At 71.7% G+C, this 4,817-nt stretch carries 1 protein-coding gene; it reads left to right on the top strand.

Translation table 11 applies throughout. The features are described from left to right. Positions 1 to 4,817, top strand: a 4,817-nt coding sequence (locus ACWD1Z_RS36495; RefSeq protein WP_451125085.1) for a type I polyketide synthase, incomplete at both ends; no start/stop codon positions are given.

Genomic DNA, 4,817 nt, shown 5'->3' with positions numbered 1-4,817 from the left:
GGACGAGGACGAGAACGCCCGCTTCCTCGCCGGCGCCGCCGAACTGTGGGTCAACGGGACCGACATCGACTGGTCCGCCGTCTACGCGGGCCGCGTCGTAAACCATGTCGACCTGCCCACCTATGCCTTCCAACACCAGCGCTACTGGCTGGAGCCCAGCACGGGCACCGCCGATGTCAGCGGTGCAGGGCTGGCCGCCACCGATCATCCGCTGCTCGGGGCCGCGATGAGCCTGGCCGCCGGGGACGGTGCGCTGCTGACGGGGCGGCTGTCTCTGCGTACGCACCCTTGGCTCGCGGACCACGCGGTCGCTGGCACGGTCCTCTTGCCCGGTACCGGGTTCGTGGAACTGGCGATCCGCGCCGGTGACGAGGTGGGCTGCGGCCACCTCACCGAACTCACCCTCCAGGCACCGCTGTTCCTCCCCGAAAGCGCGGGAGTGCAGGTGCAGGTCGTCATCGGGGGCGCACAGGGCGACGGACAGCGCTCGATCGCGGTGTACTCCCGTCCGGAGGACTCCGCTCCCGACCAGGAGTGGACCCTGCACGCGGAGGGCACCCTCGGCACCGAGGAGCCGGGGCCGGCCCCCTCGGTCGACATGATGGCCTGGCCTCCGGTCGGTGCCGAACCGGTGGACATCAGCGACCGGTACACCCGTCTGCGCGACACCGGCTACCACTACGGGCCCGTGTTCCAAGGGCTGCGTGGGGTGTGGCGGCGCGGTGACGAGGTTTTCGCCGACGTGGTGCTGGAGGAGGGGCAGCAGGGCGAGGCGGCCAGGTTCGGGATCCATCCGGCTTTGCTGGACGCGGCGTTGCATGCGGTGTTGCCGGTGGACGGCAGTCAGGCCCGGCTGCCGTTCGTGTGGTCGGGTGTGTCGTTGTCGGCGGTGGGGGCGTCCGCCGTGCGGGTGCGGTTGGCTCCGGTCGGTGATGGCGCGGTGTCGGTGTATGTGGCCGATGCCGAGGGCGCTCCGGTGGCCTTCGTGGAGTCGCTGGCGCTGCGTCCGATCGCGGTGGAGGAGCTGGAGGGGGCGGGTTCGGTCGTACGGGACGCTCTGTTCCGGGTGGAGTGGACATCCCTCGCCGCTACGGCCGCGCAGGACGCGCCCGGTTGGGTGCTGCTCGGTGACGCCGACCCGTTCGGCTTCGGGGTTCCCTTCTTTGGCAGCTTGGACGAGATCGCGGACGGTCCAGAAGTGCCCTCCGTGGTGGCTGTCCCCGTGGACGGCGGCGGCTCCGGATCCGTCGAAGCCGTTCACCGTGCGGTGCTGAACACCTGGGAGATCGCCCGCGCTTGGCTCGCTGACGAGCGGTTCGCCGAGTCGCGGCTTGTGGTGGTGACGCGGGGTGCCGTGGGAACGGGCAGCGGCGGGCCCACCGATCTCGCGGCCTCGGCGGTGTGGGGGCTGTTGCGTTCGGCCGAGGCGGAGAATCCCGGGCGGTTCGGCCTGGTCGATCTGGACGTCGACACCGATGGACTCGCGCCTGCCCTTGCCGCGTTCGGTGCGGGGGAGTGGCAGATCGCGGTGCGCGGCGGGCAGGTACTCGCCCCACGCCTGGTCCGCTCCACCGCCTCTGCCGGGCCGATCGACTTCGGTGACGGGGCCGTGCTGGTCACGGGCGGTACCGGGACGCTGGGCGGACTGGTCGCCCGGCATCTGGTGGCGGCGCACGGGGTGCGGCGGCTGGTGCTGGCCAGTCGTCGGGGGCCCGAGGCTCCGGGGGCGGCGGAGCTGGAGGCCGAGCTGACCGCCGCGGGTGCGGTGGCCGAGGTGGTGGCGTGTGACGCCGCCGATCGAGAGGCGTTGGCGGCGCTGCTCGCCTCGCATCCCGTCACGGGCGTGGTGCACCTTGCGGGCGTCCTGGACGACGCCGTGGTCACCGGGCTGACCCCTGGGCACTTCGACCGGGTCCTGCGTCCCAAGGTGGACGCGGCCGTGAACCTGGACGAGCTGACGCGGGGCCTCGACCTCTCCGCCTTCGTCCTCTTCTCCTCCGTCGTCGGCGTTTTCGGCGGCCCCGGGCAGGCCAACTACGCCGCTGCCAACACCTACTTGGACGCGCTCGCCCAGCGGCGCCGGGCCGAAGGACTGCCCGCGACGTCCATGGCGTGGGGGCTGTGGGCGGACGCCAGTGGGATGACGGGGCACATGGATCAGACCGCCGTCGCCCGGATGGCGCGCGCCGGCATCGTCGGCATCCCCGCCGACCAGGGCCTTGCCCTCTTCGACGCCGCGCTCGCCACGGACGAGCCGCTGCTCGTCACCGCCAGGCTGAGCACCACCTCTGTGCGCGCCCAGGCCGCCGACGGTGTCGTACCGCCGCTCCTGCGCGGGCTGGTGCGGGGCGCAACGCGCCGTACGGCGACCGGCCTCCAGGGCGGTGCCGCCGCCGACTCGCTCACCCGCAGGCTGGCCGGGCTCTCCCGCGAGGAGCAGCAGCACGAACTTCTCGGTGTGGTCCGGTCCAGCGTGGCGCTCGTCCTGGGGCATGCCGCGGACCGGACGGTCGACACGGACCGGACGTTCAAGGAGCTGGGCTTCGATTCGCTGCTGGCGGTGGAGCTGCGCAACCGGCTGGGTGAGGCGGTGGGGCTGCGGCTTCCGGCGACGTTGGTGTTCGACTATCCGACGCCGGTGGCGGTGGCTGGGCTGCTGTTGAGTGAACTGGTGGGAGCCACCGACGGGGTGGACTCCGCTGCTGCCGCTCCTGTGGTTGCCGCTGGGGTGATGGATGATCCGGTGGTCATCGTCTCGGCTGCCTGCCGGTATCCGGGGGGTGTGTCGTCGCCGGAGGAGCTGTGGCGGCTGGTGGCGGACGGCCGGGACGCGGTCGGGGACTTCCCCGACGACCGGGGCTGGGACCTGGAGGACCTCTACCACCCCGACCCGGCGCACGCCGGTACCACTTACACCCAGCAGGGCGGATTCCTTTACGACGCCGCCGAGTTCGATGCCGGTCTGTTCGGGATCTCGCCGCGTGAGGCGCTGGCGATGGATCCGCAGCAGCGGTTGCTGTTGGAGACGTCGTGGGAGGTGTTCGAGCGGGCGGGCATCGCGGTGGACTCGGTACGGGGGAGCCGTACCGGTGTCTTCGCGGGCGTGATGTACCACGACTACGCCAGCCGACTGCACCACGTCCCGGAAGAGGTCGAGGGCTACCTCGGCACCGGCAGCTGGGCCAGCGTCCTGTCCGGCCGCCTCGCCTACACCTTCGGCCTGGAGGGGCCCGCGGTCTCCGTCGACACGGCCTGCTCCTCCTCCCTGGTCGCGCTGCACATGGCCGTTCAGGCGCTGCGGAGCGGGGAGTGCGACATGGCGCTCGCCGGCGGTGTCACTGTGATGCCCACCCCCGGCACCTTCCTGGAGTTCAGCCGTCAGCGTGGGCTGGCCGCGGACGGCCGTTGCAAGTCGTTCGCGGCGGCGGCGGACGGCACGGGGTGGGCTGAGGGTGCGGGTGTGCTGCTGCTGGAGAGGTTGTCGGACGCGCGTCGTAACGGCCATCAGGTGTTGGCGGTGGTGCGGGGTTCGGCGATCAATCAGGACGGCGCGTCGAATGGTCTTACGGCGCCCAATGGGCCGTCGCAGCAGCGCGTGATCCGACAGGCGCTGGGCAGTGCCGGGCTCTCCGCCGCTGACGTGGACGCGGTGGAAGCGCACGGTACGGGGACCACCCTGGGTGACCCGATCGAGGCGCAGGCGCTGTTGGCCACCTACGGCCAGGGGCGTGCGGTGGATCGGCCGTTGTGGCTGGGGTCGGTCAAGTCGAACATCGGGCATGCGCAGGCGGCGGCCGGTGTCGCGGGTGTCATCAAGATGGTGATGGCGATGCGGGCGGGCGTGCTGCCGCGCACCCTGCACGTCGACGAGCCGACCCCGCACGTCGACTGGACGATGGGCTCCGTCGAGTTGCTGACCGAGGGTGTCGAGTGGCCCGAGACGGGTCGTCCGCGCCGGGCTGCTGTCTCGGCGTTCGGCATCGGCGGGACGAATGCGCACGTCATTTTGGAGGAGGCGCCGGAGGTTGAGGGTGCGGTTGAGGCGCCGTCTCCGGTGGGCGGGGTGCTGCCGTGGGTGTTGTCCGCTGGTTCTGCTGAGGGGTTGGTGGCGCAGGCCGGACGGCTTTCCGGGGTGGCCGGGGCGCTGGATCCGGTGGATGTGGGGTGGTCGCTGGCGACCGGGCGGGCCGGGCTGGCGCATCGCGCCGTGGTGTGGGGCTCGGACGCGGAGGAGTTGACGGCGGGGCTGGGCTCGGTGGAGTCCAGCGGCGGTGTGGTGGACGGTCGCCTTGCGGTGTTGTTCACGGGGCAGGGGTCGCAGCGGGCGCGGATGGGGGCGGAACTGGCGGCTGAATTCCCGGTGTTCGCGCGGGCGTTGGACGAGGTGTGCGCCGGGTTCGAGGGGCTGCTGCCCGGGTCGCTGGCGGAAGTGCTGTCGGCCGGCACCGACATGCTTAACCAGACCGTGTTCACGCAGGCCGGGTTGTTCGCGGTGGAAGTGGCGCTGTACCGGCTGGCGGAGTCGTGGGGTGTTCGTCCGGACTTCGTGATGGGGCATTCCATCGGTGAGTTGGTTGCCGCGTATGTGGCGGGGGTGTTCTCGCTGGAGGACGCCTGTCGCCTGGTCGCGGCTCGGGGATCGTTGATGCAGGCGCTGCCCGAGGGCGGGGCGATGCTGGCGGTGCAGGCCGGTGTTGAGGATGTGCTCGCGGTTGTCGAGGGCCGAGTCGATGTGGCTGCCGTCAACGGGCCCACGTCCGTGGTGGTTTCGGGGGCCGAGGCGGACATCGAGGAGGTGCGGGAGCGGCTGACGGCGG

The sequence above is a fragment of the Streptomyces sp. NPDC002784 genome, from assembly GCF_053592135.1.
The sequence above is the reverse complement of the archived record's forward strand: the minus strand, read 5'-3'. Positions and strand labels throughout refer to the sequence as shown.